Origin of the sequence: Sulfitobacter delicatus (genome assembly GCF_900102535.1) — a bacterium.
Lineage (GTDB): Bacteria > Pseudomonadota > Alphaproteobacteria > Rhodobacterales > Rhodobacteraceae > Sulfitobacter > Sulfitobacter delicatus.
Map to the genome: position 1 here is coordinate 43,548 of NZ_FNBP01000005.1, position 20,934 is coordinate 64,481.

A 20,934-nucleotide genomic window follows, 5' to 3' on the forward strand; every position below is an offset into this window, starting at 1 on the left:
AGCGCCAGCCCGCCAGCAAAAACCGCCAACAAAACAAGGACTTTTAGCCGCCCGACACCCGGAAGGATTGGCGCGCTTGGGGCCGTAGAATGTTGGACGCCTTGCTGCACGTAAGTCCCCCGATATCCGCGAATCGTCTGACTATTACGCGCAAGAAGGGTTAAGCAGCCTTTAACCCGATCTCTAATTGCACGTTATGATTGAGTATGGCGAAAATTACTCCCGCGTCAACTGTGTTGAAAAGAACCCGTCGCCTTCGGGGGTTACGTCGAAACGCTGCATTTGCGAAATTTTCCAGCCATCGTGGCGCGCCAAAAAGGCGGCGACGCGGTCTTCATTCTCTTCGCGTAACAGCGAACAAGTGGCATAGGCGAGCGTCCCCTTCGGCGCCACCAATGTCGCCGCCTCATCGAGGATGATATCTTGAATGCCGTTTAGTTCAATGAGCCGTTCAGCGGTAAGGGTCCATTTGCCTTCTGCCGCCCGGCGCCACGCCCCGGACCCCGAACAAGGGGCGTCACAAAGCACCAGATCATAGGGTCTACCAGCCTTTACCTCTGCCGTAGCCGCCGTATCGATCTGGACTCCAGAACGGGCCGCGCGCGCGGGCAGATCTCCCATGCGACGGGGATCGATATCATGTGCTGTAATCTTCCGCGTGCCATCCATGGCGAGCGCCAGAGCCTTCCCGCCGCCACCGGCACAGTAGTCCAGCACGCGACCGCCGCCGGGCAATGCAGCGACGACAGCTTGGCTGGCCGCATCCTGCAACTCTACAAAACCCTCTGAAAACGCACGCGAATTGCGGATACGTCGCGCGCCTTCTGTTACGGTTAACGCCGCATCTGCCAGAGGATTAGGTTGCGTTTCTACTCCTTCCTCACGCAGCAAATCTTGAGCTTTCGCAACATCCGTCCGCGCCAGATTAACCCGCAGACAGATTGGCGCACGATCCTGCAAGGCAAGTGCGGTTGCATCCGCCTTCTCTCCGAGAGCTTGGTCGAAGAGCGGTACGAGCCAATCGGGCAAATTAAGCCGCGTCGCGCGGTCGGCGGGAGCTGAAGGAAAGGCGCGCTCTTGGTCAGTCAAGGGCTGCGGCGCGTGGCCTTGGCCGTTGAATAGGTTGTCTAAATCCGCATCCTGTTCATAAAGCAATCCTGCCATCAGCGCGCGGCCGCTTTCCCCCTGCCCGTAATACGCCGCGGTACGGCGGCGTCGCAGCACATCAAAGACATGGTCGCGCACGGCTGCTCGGTCCTTTGAACCGGCAAATCGGCTTTGCCGCGCCCACCGCGTCAGCGCTTGTTCGGCGGCGAGGCCTTCCGACATGGCATCAAGTATTTCAATAGCAGCAGATACGCGCGCGCCGGGGGTCATGGCATCGTCCTTGTAATTATTCTGGTCGGAGCCGACCGCTGAAGTGGGCATGCAGCGGGGCTCAACATTCCATCCTGATCTGCACGGCCTGTCTTGTAATAACAAGAGGCCGGGCGCCTTGAATTGTGTCCAATCTGGCCACTCTTAAGGTTCAACGCGCCAAAAGATCACGAAAAGGTGCAATATGATGGGCGGCAATGCGCCGACCGCCCGGCTCGGGGTCCTAACTGCCGCCTCAATCGCCCTTAAAAATATGGATAAATTGAGCGCTCTGCTGCAAGTATATTGACACTGTGGCCTTGATCGGCAGGCTACCCTATAGGGACGCTGAAACACTTGGAAGGTTGCACGGTTGAAGCATCTTGAATCCCTTTTTGAACGCGCACTCGATGCGGTTGTCGGCATGGATGACCAAGGCATGGTCATCGCCTGGAATGCGGCAGCCGAAGAGATTTTCGGCTGGTCGCGGGATGAGGCGCTTGGGCGTTCAATGGGCGATCTGATCGTACCGCTGCAGCATCGGGAAAATCATGCCAAGGGGTTGGAACACTATAAGAAAACCGGCGAAGGTCCGGTGTTGGAAAAGCGGGTGACAATCACGGCGCTGCACCGGGATGGCCAAGAGCTTCCGATCGAGCTGTCCATCTTTCCGATGTTAGACGCAGAAGGCAGCGTCAGCTTTTATGCCTTTATCCGCAGCCTCCAGCTTGAACAGGCGGTACAACGCGAACAAGAGGCGCGCGCTGAAGAAGGCAAAGCCCTGCTCGCCGTGGCGGAAAAATTGCTCGACGATACCTCGCTTGAGGATTTCACCCAGTTCTGTCTTGCTACCATCTGTCGGGTGACCGGGATGGAAGCGGGGCATCTGCAGACTGTGCGCGGAAAAGGCGACGGTGCGCGGCTTTACCCGACGAATGTCTGGCATCTCTCTGACGAGAAATATGCCCCGGTCATCGATTTCACCCACCGCCTGAAGTTCCGGCGTGGCGAAGGTGTGCCCGGTCGGGCTTGGGAAACTGGCGAGTTGCAGATCGTGGAGAATGTGGCGGCAGCTCCCGTCTTCGTGCGGCGCAAGATTTTTACCAGCGTCGGACTGTCCTGCGCCGTGGCCCTTCCACTTTGGCAAGGCAGCCAAGTCTATGGCGTACTAGAGTTTTTCGGCACTGCGAAGTCGCATCTTGAGCCGCAGGTGCTGCGTATGATCCAGACCATCGGCAGTCAGATCGGGGTCGCCATCCGGCGCAAGGAACATTCTGAATACCGTGAGACGCTGCGGCGCGAAATGAGCCACAGGGTTGGCAACTCTCTGGCTGTGTTGTCCTCAATCTACCGAAGCTGTTCACGCACGGCAAAGACCAAAGACGAACTCGACGCGCTCTACCTCAGCCGCATCACAGCCGTGGCGCGCGCGAGCCGGCTCGCGCTCGACCACGCCAGCCATGACGCGCCCTTGCGGGACCTGGTGGACGCTGCGATCGACATCTTTCCTGACCGCGACGGCATCACTGTGGATGTGCCGCAGATGATGGTCCAGAGCGACAGTGTGATGCCACTGGCTCTAGTACTTAACGAACTCGCCACGAACACGCTTAAGCATCGGCAGGGCGGAAAGTTGAACATTCATGCACAGATAGACCCGGCAAAGGATGAGGTCGTGCTCGAATGGGAAGAAACCGCCGGGGAATGTCCGCAACAGGCCGCCACGCTGCCCGAGCGCAGCGGTTTTGGCACAACGCTGATGCAAGTGATGATCGAAGAACAACTGGCGGGCCGGTTTGAGCGTGAAATCACCGAGGGTGGTTTCCGCATGGTGGCTCATATTCCGCGGGTCCGATTGGCGGGCGACGCTGAGAGCACGCCGCAGGGGGCTGGCGAAGAATTGGCCGGAACGCCCTAGCCTTAGGAAGTTGTGCTGCATCTGCGACCTTCGAAAAGACCGCAGATGCTTGGATGTGCGTCTGAAAAATTATCCGATACGGTAGTTCGGGCTTTCCCGCGTGATCTGCACGTCATGCACGTGACTTTCCTTCAGCCCCGCGCCGGTGATCTTCACGAACGTACAGTCGCGGCGCATGTCCTCGACCGTCGCACAGCCGGTATAGCCCATTGCGGCGCGCAAACCGCCGACCAGTTGGTGCAACACATTGCCCGCACTGCCTTTGTAAGGCACCTGCCCTTCGATCCCTTCCGGCACAAGTTTGTCACTGGCCGCGTCTTTCTGGAAATACCGGTCCGCCGAGCCGCGCGCCATGGCGCCCATGCTGCCCATGCCGCGGTAGCTTTTGAAGCTACGGCCTTGATAAAGCACAACTTCGCCGGGGCTTTCATCTGTGCCAGCGATCATGCTGCCGACCATCGCGCAGGACGCGCCCGCCGCAATCGCCTTGGCGAAATCGCCTGAGAATTTGATGCCACCGTCCGCGATGATTGGCACGTCGCCCGCTGCCGCTGCGCAATCCATAATGGCAGTCAATTGAGGAACACCGACACCTGCCACCATCCGCGTGGTGCAGATGGAGCCGGGGCCAATGCCCACTTTCACCGCGTCGGCGCCTGCGTCGATCAGTGCGCGGGTGGCCGCACCGGTAGCGACGTTGCCTGCCACGACCTGCACATCGCCGAAGTGTTTCTTGGCGCGTGTGACCGCATGGGCCACACCTTCGGAGTGCCCATGCGCCGTGTCGATCACGATCATATCGACGCCCGCATCCACCAGCGCCTCAGACCGTTCAAAGCCCGCATCGCCCACTGTCGTGGCCGCGGCGACCCGGAGGCGGCCCAAGTCGTCCTTGCAAGCCGTTGGGTTCAAAACAGCTTGTTCGGTATCGCGCAGGGTCAACAGGCCGGTGAGTTTGCCTTCGGCATCCGTAACGAGCAGTTTCTCGATCCGGCGCGATTTCATCAGGCTGATTGCTTCTTCGCGGTCTGCGGGTTCGTGCAGAATTGCCAAACGGTCCGAGGTCATCATCACCGAGACCGGCGTGCGGTCATCGCTGGCGAAACGCATGTCGCGGTTGGTCACAATACCCAATACGCGGCCCTTTTCATCGACCACCGGGAAGCCTGTCACGCGGTAGCGCTCTTGCAGTTCTTTGGCATCCGCGAGCGTCTGGTCCGGACGTAGGGTGATTGGGTTGTAGACGATGCCGGACTCAAAACGTTTGACCCGGCGCACTTCGCGGGCCTGTTCTTCGATTGTGAGGTTGCGGTGCACCACCCCCATGCCGCCAGCCTGTGCCAGCGCAATCGCCATGCGGCTTTCGGTCACCGTGTCCATGGCCGAACTCAACAGCGGGATGTTCAGAGAGATACTCTGTGTGACCCTTGTTCTGGTATCTGCGGTGGACGGCAGCACCGAGGATGCGCCGGGAACCAGCAATACGTCATCAAAGGTCAGGGCCTCACGAATCTCCATGGTACACCTCGTGTCTGGATGGGTTCATTTGGCGGTTTCCTATTTCACGGATGGTCCAGATTGGAAAGGCCTATTCCCCCGCGCCCCTTGCATAGCTGGAATGACGCAGGCTGCGCACTAATTGCCGCCCATCGCCTTTCCCCTGCCGCGCGGAACGCTATGGTGGCGCAAAGCAGTAAAGGACGGCCCCGATGAGCAGTGATCCCCTCGTGATTTTCACGCCCTCCGGCAAGAGAGGGCGCTTTCCCAAAGGCACCCCCGTGCTAACAGCGGCGCGGCAGTTGGGAGTCGATCTGGATTCTGTCTGCGGCGGGCGCGGAATTTGCTCGAAATGTCAGGTCTCGCCGGGCTATGGAAACTTCTCCAAGCACGGGGTCACGGTCGAACCGGATGCGCTGAGCGAATGGAACGCGGTGGAAGCGCGCTACGACGAGAAGCGGGGCCTGAAAGAAGGCCGCCGTCTGGGCTGTCAGGCCACGGTGCAAGGCGATGTGGTGATCGACGTACCGCCCGAGAGCCAGGTGCACAAACAGGTGGTCCGCAAACGCGCCGAGGCGCGGGAGATCGTGCTGAACCCTTCGGTCAAGCTGTTCTACGTCGAGGTGACAGAACCCGACATGCATGAACCCTCCGGAGATCTTGAGCGTCTGCGCAAGGCGTTGTCCGAACAATGGGAGTTGGAAAAGGTCACCGCTGATCTGCACATTCTGCAAATGATGCAACCTGTTCTGCGCAAAGGCGCATGGAAGGTAACGGTTGCTGTTCATCTAGGCGACCAAGAGAACGCGGCCCGGATCATGAACATTTGGCCGGGATATTATGAGGGCACGGTTTACGGGCTGGCCGTCGACCTCGGCTCCACAACCATCGCGGCGCATCTGTGCGATCTGCAAACCGGCGAGGTCGTCGCCTCCTCTGGCGTGATGAACCCCCAGATCCGGTTTGGTGAAGACCTGATGAGCCGGGTCAGCTATTCGATGATGAACCCCAAGGGCGCGGACGAGATGACCCGCGCCGTGCGTGAAGGCATGAACGGGCTGTTCAGCCAAATCGCCACTGAGGGCAATGTCGACAAGAACCTGATCGTTGATGCGGTCTTTGTCTGTAACCCGGTAATGCACCACCTGCTTTTGGGCATCGATCCGTTCGAGCTCGGCCAAGCCCCCTTCGCGCTTGCGACCTCCGGCGCGATGCGCTTGCGGGCGGATGATCTGGACCTGAACATTCACCCCTCAGCGCGGGTCTATATGCTGCCTTGTATCGCGGGCCACGTGGGCGCGGATGCGGCAGCTGTGGCGCTGTCCGAGGCGCCAGAGAAGTCCGAAGATCTGATGTTGGTCGTCGATGTGGGCACCAATGCGGAAATCCTGCTGGGCAACCGCGAAAAGGTGCTGGCCTGTTCCTCCCCCACCGGCCCCGCGTTTGAAGGTGCGCAGATCAGTTCCGGCCAGCGCGCGGCCCCCGGCGCCATTGAGCGGGTAGAGATCGACCCCGAAACCAAGGTCGCACGGTTCAAGGTGATTGGCTGTGACATCTGGTCCGACGACGAAGGTTTTGAGGAGGCCGTTGCCAGTACTGGCATTACCGGCATCTGCGGCTCGGGCATTATCGAAATGGTCGCCGAGATGCGCATTCATGGCATCGTCGACGCACCGGGGCTGATCGGCACGGCGGAACAGACGGGCTCACCGTCCGTCTTTGCCGATGGCCGCACCAACAGCTATCTGGTTTATGACGGCACCGACAAGGGCGGCCCCAAGATCACCGTGACCAACCGCGACATCCGCGAAATCCAGATGGCCAAAGCGGCGCTCTATTCCGGCGCGCGGCTCTTGATGGACAAATTCGGCGTCGACAAGGTGGACCGCGTGGTGCTCGCAGGCGCATTTGGTGCGCATATCAGCCCGCGCCATGCGATGGTGCTGGGCATGATCCCCGACGCCCCGCTCGACAAGGTCACCAGTGCAGGGAACGCCGCAGGCACCGGCGCGCGAATTGCGCTTTTGAACACCGAAGCGCGGGCCGAGATCGAAGCCACTGTGAAAGCGATCCACAAGGTCGAAACCGCCGTCGAGCCGCGCTTTCAGGAGCATTTCGTCAATGCCTCCGCGATCCCCAACGCCGTCGAACCCTTCCCAATTCTCAACAGTCTCGTGGCGCTGCCGGATGTGAACTTCAACACCGGCGGGTCCGGCGGTGCAGGAGGCGAGCGCGGCGGGCGTCGGCGGCGGAGAAAGGCGAGCACATGAGCCAGGAAAACCGCGATCAGGTCGAGTTCTGGAGCAGCCACGTCGGTCAGAAATGGGTCCGGCGGCAAACAAGCTTGGACGCTCTGATGCAACCGGTGTTGGATGGCATCTTGGCGCGGGCGGATTTGCATAGCGGACATAGGGTGCTCGACATTGGTTGCGGCTCCGGAGCGGCCAGTCTTGCGGCGGCAGAGGCGGTGGGCGATGCGGGCGCGGTGCTGGGGGTCGATGTGTCTCCGCCACTTCTAAACCTCGCCCGCGAGCGGGCAGCCGACCTGCCCCATGTCAACTTCCACCACGGGGACGCCACTGAGTTAGACCTCGACCCACCCTATCATCGGCTCATTTCCCGCTTCGGCGTTATGTTCTTCTCCAACCCGGCTGCGAGCTTCGCCCAGTTGGCGCGACAAATGCACCCCGGCGCAAAGCTCAGCTTTGCGGCATGGGGGCAGATCCCCGAAAACCCGTTCTTCACCCTGCCCGCCCGCGCGGCGCGTGAAACGCTCGGTGCAATGCCGAAAAGCGATCCGGACGCGCCCGGCCCCTTCGCGTTTCGAGATCCCGAGCGCATTGAGCAAGTTCTACATGATGCGGGATGGAAGGAGATCACCTGCGAAGTGGTGGCGCTAAATCTCACACCGGTTGGCGGCCCAGACGACCTCGCCGACCAAATGTGCGACATCGGCCCGGCGGGCGGTGCGATTACGCATTTTGACGCCACCGAAGCGCAAATCGCGGACCTTCGCCAAGCCATCGCGGATGCCCTGCAACCCTTTGCCCAGAACGACACATTCCACCTGCCCGCACAGATCAATTTCGTCACCGCGACCAAACCCTGACTTGACGTTTCCGGCCCTGCCGATTATCTCAGCCTCAGCGCGCGGGTATGGTGAAAAGGTATCACGGCAGCTTCCCAAGCTTTAGTTACGAGTTCGATTCTCGTTACCCGCTCCAGCGCTTTCCTCTCCAATATATCCAAGCAATTCTCGCTAGTTTCCCCTAGGTCATCCGGCCCTTACCCCGGGATTAGCCGCTTTCTGTCCTTATTCTGCCATTTTTTCGCACAAAGGTGACCTCAGAGCAGGACATTTAATGGCAGCGCAGTCGGCACAGACCGACCACCGCGCCCAGGAAAAAGGATAAAAGCGTGGCAAACACGTTTCGGGAGAACGCGAGATCTAAGGCATATATCGTGCTGAACATCATCGTGCTGTGCTGTGTCGCAGGCATTACCTATTCGATCATCAAACTGGATCACGAACAACATATCGCCAGCCTGCGCCAAGACGCGCGGCAGGCGCTGCATGAAGTCACCAATCAGGTCCAACACCAGTTTCAGGAAACCGTGCTGGTGACCAAGAATATCGAGAATATTCTGCTGTCGAGTGAGTCTTTCAAGGACAAGAAGATCGAACTGCTGATCAATGATCTGCTTGAGCAAAATCCCGGAATCATCGCCTATGCGCTCGCGCCCGGGCTGAAGATCACCCGTAGTTTCCCCGAGACACCTGACAGCAAGGTTGTCGGCCTCGAATACAAGAACATACCCGCTCAGCTCTCGGGTGTCGCCAATGCCTACCGCCGTCAAACCCCGGTGATCGAAGGCCCACTGCCGCTGGTCCAAGGCGGCAAGGGCTACATCATGCACTACCCCGTGTTCGAACGCCCGCAAGGTCTTGGCGCGCCAAGGTTCTGGGGTGTTATTTCCATCGTCTTCGATTGCGACACGCTCTTTAACCTGCAGCAGAACAACCCGCATCTTTCTGGCGAATACACTTTTGGCCTTAGCGCCCTGCCCGCCAACAGCCCTGCCGCGCTGCCCAGTGAGGCCGAGGCCGCCAACTCCCATGTCGTCAGCAGCCGTTTCGAGTTGCACGGCAAGACATGGGAAGCCACCGCACGCCTTACACACGGCCTGCCGCCCTACTCGCCGCAAAGCCCCTATCTGGTGGCCTTCGCCCTTTTCGCCACGATCGCGCTGCTTGCTGGCCTCTGGGCCTTCCGTCGGGTGACGCTGAAAAAACAGGAAGCGCACACCCTGCTGACGGAGGCGATTAACACCATTCAGGAAGGCTTTATCGCCTTTGATGAAAAGGAACGTCTGGTATCTGTGAACCAGAAGTTCCTCGAATATCATCCCAAGATCGCGGATGGCATGGTTCCGGGCCGCACGATGGAAGAACTGCTCCGCCTCTGGGTTGAGAAAAACCAATTCCCCGTTGAGATCAGTGAACGCGAGGAATGGATCGCCAAACGCATGGCGCGCTTCCGCAATCCAACCGGATCTTTCCTGCTCGAAGTGACCAAGGACTTTTGGGTCAAGGTCAATGAGGCTAAGACGCCCCATGGCTATACCGTTGGCATCTGGACAAATATCACCGCCGAAAAGCGGGCCATCGACGCGGCTGAAGCCGCCGACCGCGAGAAGACCGAATTCCTCAACAATGTCAGCCACGAGCTGCGCACCCCGCTCACGGTGATCTCGGGCCGCGCCACCTTCCTACAACATGCCGAGCGCCTGCCGCAGGCACGCCGTCTGCAGACCGCGCTCGACAACAGCACCGGCACGTCCCCGGAAATTCGCGGGGGTGTCGAAGACTATCAGACCTTCGTTTCCGAACAGGCAGGCGGCATCGCGGGGTCTTCCAAACATATGCTGCGTCTGGTCGAAGACCTGCTCGACTGGACCAAAGTTGCGCGCGGCAAGATGGAATTGGACCTGCAAGAGATTGAAGCCAGCGACATCGCCCGCTCCGTCGCCGAAGACCTGCGCCCTGATGCCGAAGCCAAGGGCCTGACGCTGACCTATGACGACAATGGCACGGCTATCGTTAATGCTGACCCGGTGCGCCTGCGCCAGATCCTCTACAACCTCATTTCCAACGCGATCAAATTCACCAAGACCGGCAATATCCACCTGTCGATGGTGCAGGACGCGGAAGAGATCACCTTTAGCGTCACCGACACCGGTTGCGGCATCTCGCCTGAGAACCTCGACCGTGTCTTCCTGCGGTTCCAGCAGGTCGATGGCTCCATGTCGCGCGAAAATGGCGGGCTTGGGCTGGGCTTGGCAATTGCCGAGCAATTGGCCTCGCTCCACGGCGGTGCGCTGGCGTTGGAAAGCGAAGTCGAAATCGGCAGCACCTTCCGCCTGACCCTCCCGCGCCCTGCGGTGGACTGCGAAGTACGCCAGTCGGCCTAAGGCGCAGCTGTCGTTCTGATTGGCAGCGGATCGTCTAACGCCGTACCGCTGCACATCCTCTCCCCTGCGCGAAAACCAACCGCGCGGGGGGCAAAACACCTCCCGGATGGTTCTTAGGCTTGCTTATCCGACCACGGTATGCTGCGCTGCAGAGGAAGCATTGGAGGCCTGAGCCATGAGCGCGCGTATCATCTGTATCGCCCAACAGAAAGGGGGCGCTGGCAAGACCACCCTCGTGTCCAACCTCGCCACCGCCTATCTGGCGCAGGGCAAGAGCGTGGCGCTGTTCGACACCGATCCGCAGGGCAGTCTCGGCAAATGGCTGGATGTGCGTGAAGAGACGCTGGGGGAAGACCCAAAGCTGCAGTTTGCCACCGCCACCGCCTATGGCATCTCCCGCGCCATTCGGAAAATGAGCGCCGTCGATGTGATCCTGATCGACACGCCCCCCAAAGCCGACAGTGACGTGCGATGGGTTCTGCGCGAAGCGGATCTGGTGCTTGTGCCAGTCTCAACCAGCCAAGCGGATGTCTGGGCAACCCATGACGTGCTGGACCTTGCCGAACGGGCGGGGAAACCGCGCCATATCGTAATGAACCGCGCCCGCGCCGGCACCCGCGTCAGCGCCGAGGTGGCGGCGTCGGTTGCCGAGTTGGGCGTTGCACCGCTGCAGACCGCGCTGGCCAATAGGGTGATCTATGCCGAGGCGCTTGGACGTGGTTTGGGTGTGATCGAAGCCAAAAAGTCCGGCCCTGCGGCAGATGAGGTGCGCGCGCTTGCACAGGAGGTTGCGGCGCTCCTTGCCCCCTGAGGGCGGCAGCGAAACCTTCCCCGCTGCCGCCGTTTGACCACTAAGGCCTTTGCGCCCTAGCCTTCTGCATCCATCAACACATCGCCAAACTGATCCCGCAGGTCACGCTTGAGCACTTTGCCCGTCGCATTACGCGGAAGTGCGTCGGTAAAGACCACGCGGTCCGGCACCTGCCATTTCGCAATCTGATCTTCGAAGACCTTAAGCACATCGGCCTCAGACGGGTTGGCCCCCTCGGCCTTGACCGCCACCAGCACGGGACGTTCATCCCATTTGGGATGGGTTGCACCGATCACGGCGGCATCCGCCAGATCGGGATGGGCGATGGCAATGTTCTCAAGCTCAACCGAACTGATCCATTCGCCTCCAGATTTGATGATGTCCTTGGCCCGGTCGCGGATGGTGACATAGCCGTCGGCGTCCATCGTGGCGATATCGCCGGTGTCAAACCAACCATCGCGCAGGGTGCTGTCGCGGTCCGAGCGGTAATAGGCGTCCAAAATCCAATGCCCCCGCGTTACCAGCGCGCCTTGGGTTTCACCGTCATGGGGCAGCGGTTTGCCGTCATCGCTCCAAATGTCCAACTCGACGCCAAAAACCGGGCGGCCTTGGTTTTCGCGCAGCTTGTGCTGCTCCGCTTCAGGCAAATCGGCATGTTTGGCCAGCGGCTTGTTGACGCTGCCCACCGGTGACATCTCGGTCATGCCCCAAGCGTGGATCGTCTCAACACCGTAGTCCTCGCGGAAGGTCTTGATCATCGACGGCGGACAGGCCGAGCCGCCCACAACCGTGCGCTCAAGGCTTTCCAGCTTGCTGCCCGACTGTTTGGCCGCGCCCAAAAGCCCCAGCCAGATCGTCGGCACCCCGAGCGCCAGGGAGACGCGGTAATCGTCGATCAACCCGACCAGCGACGCCCCGTCAAGGTTCGGCCCCGGCAGCACCATCCGCGCGCCGGTCATGGCGCTGGCATAGGGGCTGCCCCAAGCGTTGACGTGGAACATCGGCACCACGGCCATGACGATATCCCGCGCGGAAATAGCGATACTGTCGGCCATGTTGATGCCAAAGGAGTGCAACACGGTGGAGCGATGGGAATAGAGAACGCCCTTTGGGTTGCCCGTGGTGCCGGAAGTGTAGCAAAGACTCGACGCCGTATTTTCATCCAGTTCGGGCCAATCAAACCCGGCATCGCCGGAGGCGACCAGCTCATCATAAAAAATCAGCCCCGGCACCGCTTCGGCGGCTTCCGCGTCAGGCCCGGACATGAGTACGAGATGTTTGAGATGCTCCAGCTTGTCACGGATCGCAGCGACCAGCGGCACAAAGGTCTTGTCGATGAAGAGAACCTCATCAGCGGCGTGGTTGAGGATATAGACCAATTGTTCAGGAAACAGCCGCGGGTTGATCGTATGGCAGACAAAGCCCGCGCCCGAGGTGCCAAAGTAGATCTCAAGATGCCGCCGGTTGTTCCAAGCAATTGTGCCGCAGCGCGCCTGCGCGGGCAGCCCGAGATTGGTCAGCGCCGAGGCAAGCCGCCGCGCGTTCTCAGCCACCGTGCCCCAGTTGGTTTCCTCCACCCCGCCAGTGGTGTTGACCGAAATGATCTCGCCTTCCGCATGATAGCGTTCAGCATGGGCGATCAGGCTCGAAATCAGCAGCGGCTGCGTCATCATTTGGCCAAGCATATTGGGCTCCCCTCCTCGTTTGATCTGTGTCAGGCGGCAGCGTGACCAAAGGGCGGGGGTCTTGCAAGGGCTCCGCGCCGGTAGGACGCTGCGTTACGCAAAGTTGCCCAACTTGCGCAGCGTGGCTGCTCAGTCGCGGTGACGGTGGATGTAATCGATCAACCCTGCTGTCGAGCCGTCCTTGCCATCAGCAGAGGCTTCGCCTTCCACCAGCGGCTGCAATGCTTTGGCGAGTTCCTTGCCCAATTCCACACCCCATTGGTCAAAGGAGTTAATCCCGAGGATCACACCTTCGACAAAGACCCGATGCTCATAAAGTGCAACGATCTGGCCCAACGTGAACGGATCAAGCCGCGGGTAGATAAGCGTGGTCGAAGGGCGATTGCCGGGGAACACGCGGTGGCGAGCTTGGCGTTCTAGCTCCGCCCCCGCCAGCCCTTTGTCGCGCATAAGGGCGCTGGCTTCGTCCAGAGAGCGACCGCGCATCAGCGCTTCGGATTGGGCCAGACAGTTGGCAAGTAGCAGATCATGGTGGTGCTTCAGATCCGGCTCATGTCCGTTGGCCGCGACGAGGAATTCGCAAGGCACGACGCGCGTGCCCTGGTGGATCAACTGATAGAATGCATGCTGTCCATTGGTCCCCGCAGCGCCCCAAACAATCGGACCGGTGTCGCGTGGGCTGCCCTCACCGTTCATCAAAACGCTTTTGCCGTTCGATTCCATCTCGAGCTGCTGAAGGTAATCCGGCAGCATTTCCAGCCGTTGGTCATAGGGCAGCACGGCGCGGGTCGCGTAGCCGCAGATTTGATTGTGCCAGACGCCAACCAAGGCCAGCATCATCGGCATGTTTTCATGCGGCGCGGCGGCGCGGAAGTGGCGGTCCATCTCCTGCCCGCCGCGCAGGAAGTTGTCAAAGGCCTTAGGCCCGATGGCGATCATCAGCGACAGGCCAATCGGCCCCCAGAGCGAGTAGCGCCCCCCGACCCAATCTTCAAACCCGAAGACGCGCGACGGGTCGATGCCGAACTCAGCCGTCTTCTCTTCCGCGCTGCTCAGCGCGGCAAACTGTTGCGATGGGTCGCCTCCATGATCCTGCATCCATGCGCGGGCGGTGCGGGCGTTGGTCATGGTCTCAATGGTGGTAAAGGTCTTTGACGCGACGATCACCAGCGTCGTTTTCGCCTCCAGCCCGCGCAACGTATCCGATATATGGGCGCCGTCGACGTTGGAGACAAAATGGCAGCGCGGCCCGTCGTGATAGGGTGACAGCGCACGGGTCGCCATGGCGGGGCCAAGGTCGGATCCACCGATGCCGATGTTGACCACATCGGTGATGCCACTTTCGCGGACCTCATCGGCAAAGCGACGCATCCGGGCCAAAGTGTCCAGCACCTCGGGCATCACATCTTCGCCCGCAACCTCGACCGCCCCGCTATCAAGGTTGCGCAGAGCCGTATGCAGCACCGCCCGGCCTTCGGTCTCGTTGATCGCGTCACCGTTGAACATGGCATCACGGCGGGCGGCCACGTCAGCCTGCTCAACCAGTTCCAACAGGATCGCGCGGATTTCCGCGTCGATGTTCGTCTTGGCATAGTCAAAAAGCATATGCTGGGTCCGGACCGAGAACTCCGCCGCGCGATCCGGCGCATCGAAAAGCTTGGTAATGCGACGGTCAGCAGTCGCCCGCTCCCGGTCATTTAACTGTTGCCAAATCTCGGTCATTCCGCCCAGTAGACCTCCAGATCGTCAAGCAACGCCGAGATCGGGGCTTCCTTGACCGAAAGCTTCTCCGCCCGCTTCAGCGCCGCAAGCTTCTCGCTCCCGAAGATCACCAGATGTTTGTTCAATGCGCCGTTCAGCACATGGGCCGGCAACGTCACACGCGGAGTAGACTGGCTCTCAGGATAGACGGGACACAGTAGCGGCGCGTCGTTCGCAAGTGCTGCAGGCAGACCCGGATCGCCGGGGAAGAGCGAGGCGGTGTGCATGTCATCCCCCATGCCCATCAGCGCCACGGACAGCGGCATATAGGCCGCCAGCGACGGAGCAACCTGCTCGGCCCCCTCGGCGGGTGTGAGCGCATCGCGGTAAAAGGGGATGAACCGCGCGGCGGCGGCATGGCCGGTCAAAAGGTGTTCTTTGACCAAGCGGGCATTGGAGCGTTCATCATCCTCGCCCACCCAGCGTTCATCGGTCAGCATCACATCGACCCGCGCCCAGTCGAGGTCCGTGGCCGAGAGCATCTCGAAGATCGGCCCCGGGGTCGAGCCGCCGGGTACTGCCAGCGTCGCGCGATCATTGCCCGAAAGCGCAGATTTCAGCTTGCCCGCCAGCTTGTTGGCGACATTCATCACCAGCATTTCGCGGTCTGCATATTCGATGATGTTCATGGGGATACCTTTCGCCATTCACGGCCATCGCGCCGCATCATTTCAATCGCATCCGTTGGCCCTGCCGAGCCGTTGTCATAGGGTTTCGGCACGTCATGTCGCGCCTCCCAGCCCTGAATGATCGGATCGGTCCAGGCCCAAGCGGCCTCGACCTCATCGTCGCGCATGAACAGGGTCTGGTTGCCCCGTACCACGTCCATAATCAGCCGCTCATAAGCATCAACCTGATCGCCGCCATCCGGCCCGAGCGCTTCGGCAAAGGTCATATCAAGCGGCACATCGACAAGACGCATACCCCCCGGCCCCGGTTCCTTGATCGTCACGCCCAGCGTAATGCCTTCGTTAGGCTGCAAGCGGATCGACAACACATTGCGATGACGGCCAGCGTCCTCAGCAAAAATTGAGTGTGGCGTGTCCTTGAACACGACCGTGATTTCGCTGGAGCGCGCGACCATGCGTTTACCGGTGCGCAGATAGAACGGCGTACCATGCCAGCGCCAGTTGCTGATATGCGCCTTAAGCGCCACAAAACTTTCCGTGCGCGAACGCGGATCACCCACGGCTTCGCGGTAGCTGGGGTACTTTTCTTCGTCCCCCGGCTCAGCCAGATACTGTCCCCGGATCAGGTGATGTGGCAACACCGGGTCAAGCGCGCGGATCACTTTGAGCTTTTCATCACGCACTGCATCCGGATCAAAACGCGCAGGTGGCTCCATGGCGATGAGGCACAACAGTTGCATCAGGTGGTTCTGAACCATATCGCGCATGGCGCCCGATTTGTCGTAATACTCGCCGCGCCCCCCGACGCCCACAGTCTCGGCCACCGTGATTTGGATGTGATCGACATACTGCCGGTTCCACAGAGGCTCGAACAGCATATTGCCGAACCGCACGGCCATGAGGTTCTGCACCGTCTCTTTGCCAAGGTAGTGGTCGATCCGGTAGATTTGCTCTTCTTTGAAATAATGCGCCAGCGTTGCGTTAAGGGCCCGCGCGCTCTCAAGATCACGGCCAAAGGGCTTTTCGACGACAATACGGCTCTCCGGCCCTGCCATGCCCCAGTGCTGTAACCGCTCCGCCAGATCGCCAAAGAGCGAGGGGGCAACGGAGAAGTAATAGACTTCGATCCGCTCTTTCGCAGCCATCGTCTCTTGCAGAGCGGCCCACCCGGTTTCGCCCTTGGCATCAATGGCGATATAATCAATGAGCTTCAGAAAGGTGTCGAGTTGCCCACAGATTTCCTGTCCGCCAAACTCTTCAATCGCTTCGGCCACCATCTCGCGGTAGCCTTCCGCATCCATATCGGTCCGGGCCGCACCGACGATACGCGCCTCGTCCGGCATCTGCCCTGCGCAAAAGCGTCGATAAAGGCCGGGCAGAATCTTGCGCCGGGCAAGGTCCCCCGTGCCGCCGAAGATGACCAGATCGAATGGATCGACCGGAATGACACGCGAAACCATAGATTATTCCTTGCCCGTGCAACATGGTTTGGTCAGCGCAAACATACCTATTCTCACCTTCTTCACAAGACTGTGCACCCCGCGACTTGGACTTTTAGGTAGGGCCGCAATAGCTTAGCACGACAGGACGCGAACTTAGCAGATCACGCAAGGACCAATGATGAAAGATATGGCGCAAGCAAACGAGGGCAAGTTCCAGAACCCGGCGGTCACCGCCAAGGGGGAACCGCGCGCCACCGTGGCGCTACGCGGGGCCGAGACGTTGTGGTTCAACACCGGCACGCTGTGCAATATCGAATGCGTGAATTGCTATATCGCCTCCAGCCCCAGCAACGACGCGCTGGTCTATATCACGGCGGACGAGGTACGCGACTACCTCGACCAGATCGAAGAACGCGCATGGCCGGTGCGCGAGATCGCCTTTACCGGCGGCGAGCCCTTCATGAACCCGCAGATGATCGACATCACCGAAGCGTCACTGGCACGCGGCTACGACGTACTGATCCTGACCAACGCCATGCGCCCGATGATGCGCAAGTCCGTGCAAAACGGGTTGCTGCGCCTGCGCGATGCTTATCCGGGTAAGATGACCTTCCGCATCTCCGTCGACCACTATCGCCGCGATTTGCATGACGCGGAGCGTGGCGAAGGCGCCTTCGACAAGACGCTTCTGGGCATGGAATGGCTGCGCGACAACGGGTTCCGTATGGCCGTGGCGGGCCGCTCAATCTTTGCGGACAGTGACGCCGACAGCCGCGCAGGCTACGCCGCGTTTTATGCCGAACACGGCTTTGACATCGACGCGCAGGATCCCGGCATGACGGTGCTTTTCCCCGAGATGGACGAGGCCGTCGAAGTGCCCGAGATCACCACCGCTTGCTGGAGCATATTGGACAAATCCCCCGACGCGGTGATGTGCTCGTCCTCGCGCATGGTGGTCAAACGCAAAGGCGCGGAAAAGCCTGCCGTGCTCGCCTGCACGCTGCTGCCCTACGACGCGGAGTTTGAACTCGGCACCACCTTGGCCGAAGCTGAGCGCGACGTGGCGCTCAACCACCCCCATTGCGCGAAATTCTGCGTGCTGGGCGGGGCAAGCTGTTCGGCCTGACCCCTGCCCCTTAGTGTAGCGTAAATTCGCCCACCTGATTTTGCCATTCACCGGGGCCGATCATCTTGCGGTGCGTAAAGCGCACCGAATGCAACGGCCCGTCCAGTTCCGCCCGCCAAAATTCAACGAATTCAAACAGACGCGGATGGTCCGGCGCGATGTCATAGTCCTGCCAGATATAGCTGTTGAGCACATGGCTATAGTCGGGCATGTGGTAAAAGAATTCAGCCGTGGTCAGACCATAGCCTTTGAGCATTAATTCGGTTTCACTGCGGGGCATGTTGCGCCTCCTTGACTGCCTGCGTAAGACAAGCTTGCCCGATAATTTTTACTTTTCAATGAAAACAGTATGTTGGCACTTCGCCCCAAGTGCTGCCAGTGCGTTTCGGCCACAGCCATTGCACCTGATATGCCCCGTCTGCTATAGAAAACCGCAAGATATAGAACCATAAAAATGGTGGGCAAGATACGTGACCGATACGCCGGATACCCCTGAAAACGCAGACGAAAAGCCTATTTTCCACGGGCCGTCGGTGACAATCGAACACGAGATGCGCACGTCCTATCTGGACTATGCGATGTCGGTGATCGTCAGCCGGGCGATTCCCGACCTGCGCGATGGTCTGAAACCGGTACACCGCCGCATCCTTTTTGCCATGCATGAGACCGGCAACACCCACGACAAATCCTACCGCAAATCCGCGCGTCCTGTCGGCGACGTGATGGGCCAGTACCACCCGCATGGCGATAGCGCGATCTATGACGCGCTGGTGCGGATGGCGCAGGATTTCTCCATGTCGCTGCCGCTTTTGGACGGTCAGGGCAACTTTGGCTCGATGGACGGCGATAACCCGGCGGCGATGCGCTATACCGAAGTGCGCATGGACAAGCCCGCCGCCTATCTGCTGGCCGATATCGACAAGGACACGGTCGATTTTCAGGACAACTACGACGGCAAGCAGAAAGAACCCACGGTTCTGCCCGCGCGCTTCCCCAACATGCTGGTCAATGGCGCGGGCGGCATTGCCGTCGGCATGGCGACTAACATCCCGCCACATAACTTGGGCGAAGTTGTCGACGCCACATTGGCTCTGATCGAAGACCCCGATCTGACCTCCGAGCAATTGATCGACTATGTCCCCGGCCCCGATTTCCCCACAGGCGGGATCATGCTGGGCCGTTCCGGCGCGCGCAAAGCCTATCTTGAGGGGCGTGGCAGCGTGGTGATCCGCGCCAAGACGCGGGTTGAGGAAATCCGCAAAGACCGCTGGGCCATCGTGATCGACGAGATCCCCTATCAGGTCAACAAGGCCTCGATGATCGAAAAGATCGCCGAACAGGTCCGCGACAAGAAGATCGAGGGCATTTCCCACGTTCAGGACGAAAGCGACCGTAATGGCGTGCGCGTGGTGGTCGAGCTGAAGCGCGACGCCACCGCCGAGGTGGTGATGAACCAGCTTTACCGCTTCACCCCGATGCAGACCTATTTTGGCTGTAACATGCTGGCGCTGAACGGCGGCCGCCCCGAGCAGCTCACTTTGCGCAAATTCCTTAGCTATTTCATCGACTTCCGCGAAGACGTTGTGGCCCGCCGCACCGCCTTTCTGCTGCGCAAGGCCCGCGAGCGCAGCCATATCCTCTGTGGTCTGGCCGTGGCCGTCACCAATATCGACGAAGTCGTCGCCACGATCCGCTCCTCCGCAGACGCCGCCGAGGCGCGTGAAAAGCTGATGACGCGGCGCTGGCCCGCCGAAGACATCCTGCCCTATATCGCGCTAATCGATGATCCGACCCATACCGCCAATGATGACGGCACCTACAACCTGTCCGAGGCGCAGGCCCGCGCGATTCTGGAACTGCGCTTGCAGCGCCTGACACAGATCGGTGTGAAAGAAGTCACCGACGAGCTCGAAGAGCTGGCCAGCAAGATCAAAGAATACCTTGAAATTCTGGGCAGCCGCGAACGCATCCTCGGCATCATCTCGGACGAGCTGCGCGAGGTCCGCGACCAATTCGCCGTGCCGCGCCGCACCGAAATCGTCGACTGGTCCGGCGACATGGACGACGAAGACCTGATCGCCCGTGAGGACATGGTCGTGACCGTGACCTCCGGCGGTTACATCAAACGCACGCCACTGGCCGACTTCCGCGCGCAGCGCCGGGGTGGCAAGGGTGTCTCTGGCATGCAGACCAAGGAAGAGGATGTCGTCACCAACCTTTTCGTCGCCAACACCCACACCCAGCTTTTGTTCTTCACCACCGACGGCATGGTCTACAAATTGAAAACTTGGCGCCTCCCCCAAGGGGCGCGGATTGCCAAGGGCAAGGCCATCGTCAACATCCTGCCGATCCCCACAGGCGTCTCCATCGCGGCGATTATGCCCGTCGACCGGGACGAGGAAGAATGGGACGATTTGCAAGTTGTCTTTGCTACCTCTGCGGGCACAGTCCGCCGTAACAAACTGTCGGATTTCACCAATGTGAAGTCCAACGGCAAGATCGCCATGAAGTTCGAAGGCGAGCACCAAGGCACCACGTTGATCAATGCGCGCATCGCGTCGAATGATGACGATGTCATGCTGGTGACCGATGCTGGCCGCGCGATCCGCTTTCCAGCCACCGACGTGCGGGTCTTCAACTCGCGCAACTCAGTTGGGGTACGCGGCATCCGGCTCGGCAAGGACGATACCGTCGTGTCCATGTCCGTCATTCGCCACTTCGAGGCCGCTTCGGAAGAGCGTGTCGCCTATCTCAAGCAGCGCCGCCTGATGGCCGGGTTGACAGATGACGATAGCAGCGATGACGAGGAAGAGCAGGTTCAGGCCGGGCAGCTTAGCACCGAACGTTATGCAGAGATGTCGGCGGCGGAAGATCTGATCCTGACCATCACTGCCAAGGGCGCGGGCAAAGTGTCTTCGGCACATGACTACCCGGTGCGTGGCCGCGGCGGCATGGGCGTCACCGCCTGGAGCAAAGCCATGGCCCATGGGCCAATCGTCGCCTGTTTCCCGGTTGAAATGTCGGATCAGGTGATGCTGGCGACGTCTAAGGGCCAGTCGATCCGCGTGCCCGTCGAAGGCATCTCCTTCCGCTCGCGCAGCGCAGGTGGGGTGAAGGTCTTTAGCACTGGCAAGAACGAAGAAGTTGTGAGCGTCGCTTGGATCGCCGACCAAGGCGACGAAGAAGCCGACGCCATCGAAGCTAGCGATACTCCCGAGTAATCGGGGGTATCGCCCT

The 20,934-nt window shown here is 60.2% G+C and carries 14 protein-coding genes and 1 tRNA gene; 8 read left to right on the top strand and 7 right to left on the bottom strand.

The features are described from left to right. Positions 1-216: 216 nt before the first annotated feature. Complete coding sequence (locus BLS57_RS10520) at positions 217-1,377, bottom strand: RsmB/NOP family class I SAM-dependent RNA methyltransferase (protein ID WP_093742361.1); 1,161 nt, start codon at positions 1,375-1,377, stop codon at positions 217-219. Between the two features lie 352 nt (positions 1,378-1,729). Here BLS57_RS10520 and BLS57_RS10525 point away from each other — a divergent pair, with 352 nt between their 5' ends. After that, entirely contained in the window at positions 1,730-3,274 is a 1,545-nt protein-coding gene (locus tag BLS57_RS10525; RefSeq protein ID WP_093742001.1) for a PAS domain S-box protein, read from the top strand. Positions 3,275-3,343: 69 nt separating this feature from the next. Here the strand turns inward: BLS57_RS10525 and guaB are convergent, their stop codons facing one another. Next, the gene (gene guaB, locus BLS57_RS10530) at positions 3,344-4,792 is read right to left on the bottom strand and encodes an IMP dehydrogenase (protein WP_093742003.1); all 1,449 of its coding nucleotides are present in this window, start codon (positions 4,790-4,792) and stop codon (positions 3,344-3,346) included. Positions 4,793-4,983: 191 nt separating this feature from the next. Between guaB and BLS57_RS10535 the strand changes: the two genes are divergently transcribed. From BLS57_RS10535 to parA, 5 genes are all read left to right on the top strand, one after another. Next, positions 4,984-7,041: an ASKHA domain-containing protein gene (locus BLS57_RS10535; RefSeq protein ID WP_093742005.1), complete on the top strand. Its 2,058-nt coding sequence runs from the start codon at positions 4,984-4,986 to the stop codon at positions 7,039-7,041. Continuing rightward, entirely contained in the window at positions 7,038-7,880 is an 843-nt protein-coding gene (locus BLS57_RS10540; protein ID WP_093742007.1) for a class I SAM-dependent methyltransferase, read from the top strand. Before BLS57_RS10535 ends, BLS57_RS10540 begins: the two co-directional genes overlap by 4 nt. A gap of 41 nt (positions 7,881-7,921) precedes the next feature. Next, positions 7,922-7,995 (top strand) — tRNA-Gly (locus BLS57_RS10545). A gap of 238 nt (positions 7,996-8,233) precedes the next feature. Next, positions 8,234-10,243: an ATP-binding protein gene (locus BLS57_RS10550; RefSeq protein ID WP_244153662.1), complete on the top strand. Its 2,010-nt coding sequence runs from the start codon at positions 8,234-8,236 to the stop codon at positions 10,241-10,243. Between the two features lie 175 nt (positions 10,244-10,418). Beyond that, positions 10,419-11,054 carry a ParA family partition ATPase gene (parA, locus tag BLS57_RS10555; protein WP_093742011.1) on the top strand — a complete coding sequence of 212 codons (636 nt, stop codon included), beginning with the start codon at positions 10,419-10,421 and terminating at the stop codon, positions 11,052-11,054. 56 nt (positions 11,055-11,110) lie between these two features. Here the strand turns inward: parA and BLS57_RS10560 are convergent, their stop codons facing one another. The 4 genes from BLS57_RS10560 to zwf form a co-directional block, all read right to left on the bottom strand. Further along, complete coding sequence (locus BLS57_RS10560; protein WP_093742013.1) at positions 11,111-12,739, bottom strand: long-chain-fatty-acid--CoA ligase; 1,629 nt, start codon at positions 12,737-12,739, stop codon at positions 11,111-11,113. A gap of 129 nt (positions 12,740-12,868) precedes the next feature. Beyond that, entirely contained in the window at positions 12,869-14,461 is a 1,593-nt protein-coding gene (gene pgi / locus BLS57_RS10565; RefSeq protein WP_093742015.1) for a glucose-6-phosphate isomerase, read from the bottom strand. Next, entirely contained in the window at positions 14,458-15,129 is a 672-nt protein-coding gene (gene pgl / locus BLS57_RS10570) for a 6-phosphogluconolactonase (protein ID WP_093742017.1), read from the bottom strand. The genes pgi and pgl overlap by 4 nt, the downstream gene beginning before the upstream one ends. Next, positions 15,126-16,589, bottom strand: coding sequence for a glucose-6-phosphate dehydrogenase (gene zwf, locus BLS57_RS10575; RefSeq protein ID WP_093742019.1), 1,464 nt, complete (start codon positions 16,587-16,589; stop codon positions 15,126-15,128). The genes pgl and zwf overlap by 4 nt, the downstream gene beginning before the upstream one ends. 160 nt (positions 16,590-16,749) lie before the next feature. Here zwf and BLS57_RS10580 point away from each other — a divergent pair, with 160 nt between their 5' ends. After that, positions 16,750-17,697 (top strand): radical SAM protein, encoded by a 948-nt coding sequence (locus BLS57_RS10580; RefSeq protein WP_093742021.1) that lies wholly within the window; start codon positions 16,750-16,752, stop codon positions 17,695-17,697. A 10-nt stretch (positions 17,698-17,707) separates the two neighbouring features. On the opposite strand, the gene BLS57_RS10585 is transcribed toward BLS57_RS10580, so the two are convergent. After that, positions 17,708-17,977, bottom strand: coding sequence for an usg protein (locus tag BLS57_RS10585; protein ID WP_093742023.1), 270 nt, complete (start codon positions 17,975-17,977; stop codon positions 17,708-17,710). Positions 17,978-18,167: 190 nt separating this feature from the next. On the opposite strand from BLS57_RS10585, the gene gyrA reads away from it, so the two are divergent. Then, a complete protein-coding gene (gyrA, locus tag BLS57_RS10590) occupies positions 18,168-20,918 on the top strand; it encodes a DNA gyrase subunit A (RefSeq protein ID WP_093742025.1) in 2,751 nt (916 codons plus the stop codon). Positions 20,919-20,934 lie beyond the last annotated feature (16 nt).

Excerpts from the sequence above, each read along its gene's own strand:
- BLS57_RS10520 (WP_093742361.1), bottom strand. The coding sequence starts at position 1,377 with ATGACCCCCGGCGCGCGCGTATCTGCTGCTATTGAAATACTTGATGCC.
- guaB (WP_093742003.1), bottom strand. The coding sequence starts at position 4,792 with ATGGAGATTCGTGAGGCCCTGACCTTTGATGACGTATTGCTGGTTCCC.
- BLS57_RS10535 (WP_093742005.1), top strand. The coding sequence starts at position 4,984 with ATGAGCAGTGATCCCCTCGTGATTTTCACGCCCTCCGGCAAGAGAGGG.
- BLS57_RS10540 (WP_093742007.1), top strand. The coding sequence starts at position 7,038 with ATGAGCCAGGAAAACCGCGATCAGGTCGAGTTCTGGAGCAGCCACGTC.
- parA (WP_093742011.1), top strand. The coding sequence starts at position 10,419 with ATGAGCGCGCGTATCATCTGTATCGCCCAACAGAAAGGGGGCGCTGGC.
- BLS57_RS10560 (WP_093742013.1), bottom strand. The coding sequence starts at position 12,739 with ATGCTTGGCCAAATGATGACGCAGCCGCTGCTGATTTCGAGCCTGATC.
- pgi (WP_093742015.1), bottom strand. The coding sequence starts at position 14,461 with ATGACCGAGATTTGGCAACAGTTAAATGACCGGGAGCGGGCGACTGCT.
- pgl (WP_093742017.1), bottom strand. The coding sequence starts at position 15,129 with ATGAACATCATCGAATATGCAGACCGCGAAATGCTGGTGATGAATGTC.
- zwf (WP_093742019.1), bottom strand. The coding sequence starts at position 16,589 with ATGGTTTCGCGTGTCATTCCGGTCGATCCATTCGATCTGGTCATCTTC.
- BLS57_RS10580 (WP_093742021.1), top strand. The coding sequence starts at position 16,750 with ATGAAAGATATGGCGCAAGCAAACGAGGGCAAGTTCCAGAACCCGGCG.
- BLS57_RS10585 (WP_093742023.1), bottom strand. The coding sequence starts at position 17,977 with ATGCCCCGCAGTGAAACCGAATTAATGCTCAAAGGCTATGGTCTGACC.